Source organism: Candidatus Beckwithbacteria bacterium (assembly GCA_012797845.1).
Classification (GTDB): domain Bacteria; phylum Patescibacteriota; class Microgenomatia; order UBA1400; family UBA1449; genus JAAZOH01.
Window position 1 is genome coordinate 1 of record JAAZOH010000034.1, and the last position, 4,882, is coordinate 4,882.

A 4,882-nucleotide genomic window follows, 5' to 3' on the forward strand; every position below is an offset into this window, starting at 1 on the left:
CAATGCCATGTAAAAGTGAGCCGCCGCCAGCCATGACAATCCCATTTTTAATAATATCTGAAACCAGTTCTGGTGGCGTTTCTTCTAAAAGTTCTGAGGTAGCACTCGTAATTTGGGCAACCACCGGAGCTAAAGCTTCCCGAATTTCAGTACTGGTTACCCGCTGAGATTGAGGTAAGCCTTTTTCCATACTTCTGCCCCGGGCCACAAACTGCTTTTCTTTGACAAAAGGTACAGCTGAACCAATCGCAATTTTGACCTCTTCAGCTGTAGTTTGACCAATGATCAAATTGTGGCGCAAACGAAGGTAGTTAATAATAGCTTCATCAAATTCATCGCCAGCGATCCGCAAACATCGTTCGGTCACAATCCCTCCAAGAGAAATTACTGAAATTTCGGTCGTACCACCACCGATATCAATAATTAGCTGACCCTGCGGATCCATAACGGGTAAGCCAGCGCCAATAGCTGCAGCCATAGGTTCTTCGATAATATAGGCTTTACGGGCTCCGGCTGACAGTGCTGCTTCCTGAACTGCCCGACGTTCAACCTCAGTTACTCCAGAAGGAATGCCAATAATGACCCGTGGTTTGGGAATTTTGGGGATAATAGTTTGGCTCTCATGGATTTTGCCAATGTAGTATTTGACCATAGCTTGAGTCGCATCAAAATCTGAGATAACTCCATCACGTAGCGGCCTAACCGCCTCAATAGTTTCTGGCGTTTTGCCTAGCATTTTTTTGGCCTCAGAACCAATGGCAATAATTTTACCAATATTAGCTCCTTGGGGAGAAACTTTTTTTTGCCGGGCAATAACTGAAGGTTCCCGAACCATAATGCCCTTACTTTTAATAAAAACCAGAGTATTAGAAGTCCCCAAATCAATCCCCAAATCGTAGGTAACTAGATCCCAAAAATTTAACATAAATACTAAATCAACTTATATATTTATTTATGATTTGATTTTACCAGACTTAGCTTGGGCATTTTTTATCAATACGGTATACTTGGTAACTGACAGGTTATATATTCCTTTTTAAATAAAAGTGGTCATTCTGAGTAGGGCAAATAGTCTTTTCAGGTGACAAAATTAAATGGATTATAAAAAAATTCCCACTACTATTATTTATTACAGCTTTTTGGCGGCTTTTTTTATCACTCCTTTGCTAGTCAGTATTACCAGCTCAGAATTATTTGAATTTCCTAAAATGCTCTTTATGTATAGTATCGCTATTGTAGTTGGCACAGCTTGGCTGTTTGATATTTTTTTATCTGGCAAACTACGTTTTAAACGCTCGATGCTTGATATTCCCCTTTTAGCTATTGTCTTAACTCAAGGTATTTCCACAGTTTTTTCGATCCATCCTCTAACCAGTTGGTACGGTTATTACTCACGTTTTAATGGCAGCTTTTTGTCAACGCTTGCTTATGCCTTGCTGGCTTGGGCTTTTATCACTTTTGGCAAAAAAAGCTGGTTTCGGCAAATGCTCTTCGCTTCTTTGGCTGCTGCTAGCGTTTCCTGTTTGTACGGCGTTGCAGAACATTTTGGCATTGATGCGGCAATGTGGGTTCAGGATGTGCAAAACCGGGTTTTTTCAACATTGGGTCAGCCCAATTGGTTAGCTGCCTGGCTGGTAGCTTTACTACCCATAACTATGCTGTGGTTTTTAAAGCCACCTAAATCCCTTTGGTCCATTGTGATTACAGTCAACATAGCTACTACTACTATTGCCTACGGCATGACCTATCTATTTACCCAAAATCCATTACCTTTTTATGGCAACAGTTTGCTCATGATGCTATCCATATTAGTAGTTTTGAATGGGGCTGTTTTAGCTCAAGCCAGTAAAATCAGGCAAGCCCTACCCTGGTTGGATAAAGCCACCTATGCTCTTTTATTTATTCTCTTTACTGCTACTATTTTATTTACCAAATCTCGGTCCGGTATTTTAGCTATGCTGGCTACTTTGGCCATTTTTTGGCTAAGCTGGTTTATCCATCAAAATCAGAAAAAACAAAGTGATTTTTTCAAAAAAACTAAATTTACTAAATTTATCATTTTAAATGCTTGCTTTTTAGCATTGCTACTTTTTATTGGCACTGAATGGACTCCCAACCTAGCTCAGTTAACTGGTTCCAGTCAAAAGCTTGTTAAAAATCCACTTCAGGAAAATGCAGTCAAACCTGAAGCTTCAGGACTTATTATTTCTGATAGCACTGATATTCGCCAAGTGGTTTGGGAAGGGGCTTTAAAAACGTGGCGCAGATATCCCCTATTTGGAGCTGGCACCGAAACTTTTGCTTATTCTTATTACCAATCACGCTTGCGAGAGCATAATGATCTATCTGAATGGGATTTTCTGTACAACAAAGCTCACAATGAGTATCTTAATTTTTTGGCCAATAATGGTTTACTGGGCCTAACTGCCATTTTCCTACTTATGGTTGTCACTATTTGGCTGTGTATAAAACCATATTTCTTGGCTTTTGCTAAGCATTGTGGAGCAGCTCTAATCTTGGGAGTAATAATATGGTTGATTAAGCCGATATTTTTCACAACTATTGTCAATAAATTACTGATTTATCCATCTTTAGCTATTCCTCTTGGAATAGCCCTGGCTTTAGCAACTGGTATAACTATTTTGTTGATTTTATTTAGCAAGCAAAAAATCAAAGCTTCAGCTTTTGATAGCGTAGTTTTAGCTAGTCTGGTTGGGATTGTAATTACCAATTTTTATGGTTTTTCGGTCGTCAATGTAGCCCTACTTTTTTTCCTACTCCCAGCAATGATGCTAGTTTACAAAAATTTGACTCAGGAAAAAAATCTGCTACTGCGTCAAGACGAATTAGGCGGCAAACGAATTCCTTCTTTGTTTGAAATTGCTTTAGGAGGAGTCATTATCTTCGGAGGATTATTTGGTCTAATTCAGGTGTATCAGTATTTTAAAGCTGATCAAAATTATTCTTTTGCTAAAGCTTATGACAGCCAAGGTGATGTCCTTAATGCCAGTAAATATATTGATCAAGCCTTAAGTATCAACCCTAATGAGCCCAACTACAATCTACAAAAAGCCACTGCTGCTGCTAAAGCAGCTTGGTTAGTTTATTCTCAAGATGCTTCTGATAGTGCTGGTTTAGTCAAAACTTTATCAGAACAAGCTGATACCTATAATCAGTTATCTCTAAAACTCAATCCTGTTCATATCAATAATTTGAAAGTTATTGCCAAAAATTACATTACTCTTTCACTTATTGATCCTATTTACATCCAAAAAGCTATTGATGCTATGAAAAAAGGCTGGCAGCTTTCGCCAACAGATGCGCAATTGCCAGTTAATATTGCCCTACTTGTGCAAGAACAAGGTAAATATGATGAAGCTGAGCAGCTTTTTATCAAGGCTACTCAGCTTAAACCAAACTTTGCCCGGGCTTGGCAACTTTTGGCAGATCTTTATGGGGAGCAAGGACAATACGATAAAGCTATCAAAGCTCATGAGTATGTTTTGAAAAATGTTAATCCACAGGATACTACCAGTATTATTAAACTCAAAGAACTTCAGGAAAAGAAAAAGGCTCAATAAAAACAAAAAACGCGCTTTAGGCGCGTTTGCTTTTTTTATTTTCAAAATACATTATTTGCTTTTTGGGGTTTGAGCAGCTTGTTCGGCCATGGCTTTAGCTGCATACTGTTTCATCATTCGCAAGCATTTAGTACATAAAGTCATTTTAATCTTTGATCCATCAGGTTGCATAATTCGAGCCGTATGAAGATTGGGTTTAAAAACCTTGGGAGCACGGTACGTCAGCTCCTGACGAGCTCGAGCTACTTTATTGCCCCGCATGACTGTTTTTCCGCAATTTTGACAAACTTTAGACATAATAATCTTGACTTTACTAGTTAAACTAAGTAATCTATAGTTTCCAACGGATAAGTAATTTTTCTTGTTGGGAACTGTAATATCTTATCAGATAATTACAAAATTGCAATAAAAAAATTTCTACTTACCTAGTTATGATTAATTACCTACTCAGTAATCCTCTGTTTTTTGCTATTTGGGCTGTAGCTTTGGTCGTAGCTGTTACTATTCATGAGTTTGCTCATGCCTTTATGGCTGATCGCCTTGGCGATCCCACCCCCAAAATCAACGGTCGAGTGACTCTTAATCCTCTAGCTCATCTTGATCCAATTGGAACTTTGGCGATTTTGATTGCCAATATTGGCTGGGGTAAACCAGTCCCTTATGATCCCTACAATTTAGCCAATCCTAAGCGGGACAGTTTACTGATTTCTCTAGCTGGTCCGGCAAGCAATTTTATCTTAGCCAGTCTTTTAGCGCTTTTACTACGATTTAGTCCGGTGCTTACTATGATTGTTTTGCCCATGATTATGATCAATGTTGGTTTGGGTGTTTTTAATCTACTTCCTATTCCACCTTTAGATGGATCAAAGATTTTATCTGGTTTGTTACCTGGTATGAAATCAGTTGAGTGGGATGATTTTTCCCAACGATATGGTTTATATTTACTTATTGGTCTATTACTGCCATTAGTTGGTGGTCAATCAATTGCTTCTTTGATTATTTCTCCTATCATTAATTTTTTGATTAATCTTCTGGTAGGTTAAACGTTTTCACGAAATTTTCATAAAACTGTGCTACTATGAATATGCTCTTCTAAAAATAGCGCACAACGTATAGAGTACTTTCTTCCACAAAGCTCTTTTACGGAAAGTGACCAAAACTCTTTAGATCACTGAAGAGTCCGTTCTGCTCCGCTGCGGTGGACCAGACAACTTTCCTCTCTGATTTTTATCGGGGAGCAAACACTTTATACGAGCGCTACACGTTAGAGGAGCATTTTTATGGGGATTTTCTAACTTTCA

At 38.4% G+C, this 4,882-nt stretch carries 4 protein-coding genes; 2 read left to right on the top strand and 2 right to left on the bottom strand.

Annotated features, from left to right (window positions below):
* Positions 1-925 (bottom strand): rod shape-determining protein (locus GYA49_04240; protein ID NMC36229.1); only part of this gene is annotated, 925 nt, incomplete at its 3' end.
* Between the two features lie 169 nt (positions 926-1,094).
* On the opposite strand from GYA49_04240, the gene GYA49_04245 reads away from it, so the two are divergent.
* Positions 1,095-3,581 (top strand): O-antigen ligase family protein, encoded by a 2,487-nt coding sequence (locus GYA49_04245; protein NMC36230.1) that lies wholly within the window; start codon positions 1,095-1,097, stop codon positions 3,579-3,581.
* 51 nt (positions 3,582-3,632) lie between these two features.
* Here GYA49_04245 and rpmB read toward each other — a convergent pair whose 3' ends face one another.
* Positions 3,633-3,878, bottom strand: coding sequence for a 50S ribosomal protein L28 (gene rpmB, locus GYA49_04250; protein ID NMC36231.1), 246 nt, complete (start codon positions 3,876-3,878; stop codon positions 3,633-3,635).
* Positions 3,879-4,012: 134 nt separating this feature from the next.
* On the opposite strand from rpmB, the gene GYA49_04255 reads away from it, so the two are divergent.
* Positions 4,013-4,624 carry a site-2 protease family protein gene (locus GYA49_04255; protein ID NMC36232.1) on the top strand — a complete coding sequence of 204 codons (612 nt, stop codon included), beginning with the start codon at positions 4,013-4,015 and terminating at the stop codon, positions 4,622-4,624.
* Positions 4,625-4,882 lie beyond the last annotated feature (258 nt).

Bases quoted from the DNA above. Each gene is read 5' to 3' on its own strand.
- rpmB (NMC36231.1), bottom strand. From the start codon at position 3,878: ATGTCTAAAGTTTGTCAAAATTGCGGAAAAACAGTCATGCGGGGCAAT.
- GYA49_04255 (NMC36232.1), top strand. From the start codon at position 4,013: ATGATTAATTACCTACTCAGTAATCCTCTGTTTTTTGCTATTTGGGCT.
- GYA49_04245 (NMC36230.1), top strand. From the start codon at position 1,095: ATGGATTATAAAAAAATTCCCACTACTATTATTTATTACAGCTTTTTG.